This is a genomic window from Bradyrhizobium campsiandrae (assembly GCF_014529705.1).
GTDB classification, from domain to species: Bacteria; Pseudomonadota; Alphaproteobacteria; order Rhizobiales; family Xanthobacteraceae; genus Bradyrhizobium; species Bradyrhizobium campsiandrae.
Map to the genome: position 1 here is coordinate 1 of NZ_JAANIH010000284.1, position 382 is coordinate 382.

Annotated in this window: 1 protein-coding gene; it reads left to right on the plus strand. The window is 37.4% G+C overall.

The features are described 5' to 3' along the window. Positions 1 to 19: 19 nt before the first annotated feature. The coding region (locus G8O24_RS47430; RefSeq protein WP_283815674.1) for an HAD hydrolase family protein at positions 20 to 382 on the plus strand (363 nt) is incomplete at its 3' end.

The window sequence follows — 382 nt, forward strand, 5'->3', positions numbered from 1 at the left end:
CATTGAATCCGCAGTAATGATGAACGGACAAATGGCTATTTTTGAAGGTGAAAAAGTATATGAAGATGAGATTGATGCAGGTTTATTAGAACAGTTGACTGAAGAAGCAAAATCACAAAATGTCGAAGTTTGCTATTATAATGATAAAAGAATTGGCGCAACAGCTAGTACGCCAGTTGTAAAAGCACATTATAATTTGTTAGGCGAGCCGATGCCTGAAGTAAGACCTAATATGTATAAAGAAGAAGCTATCAATATGGCACTTCTATTACTCGAAACTGGCGATGACTATTGCCCAGAACGTTTTCCAGAATTACAATTTGTTCGCAACCCGCCATTTAGTAATGACGTCTTAAGAAAAGGCGGATCTAAAGCAGTTGGT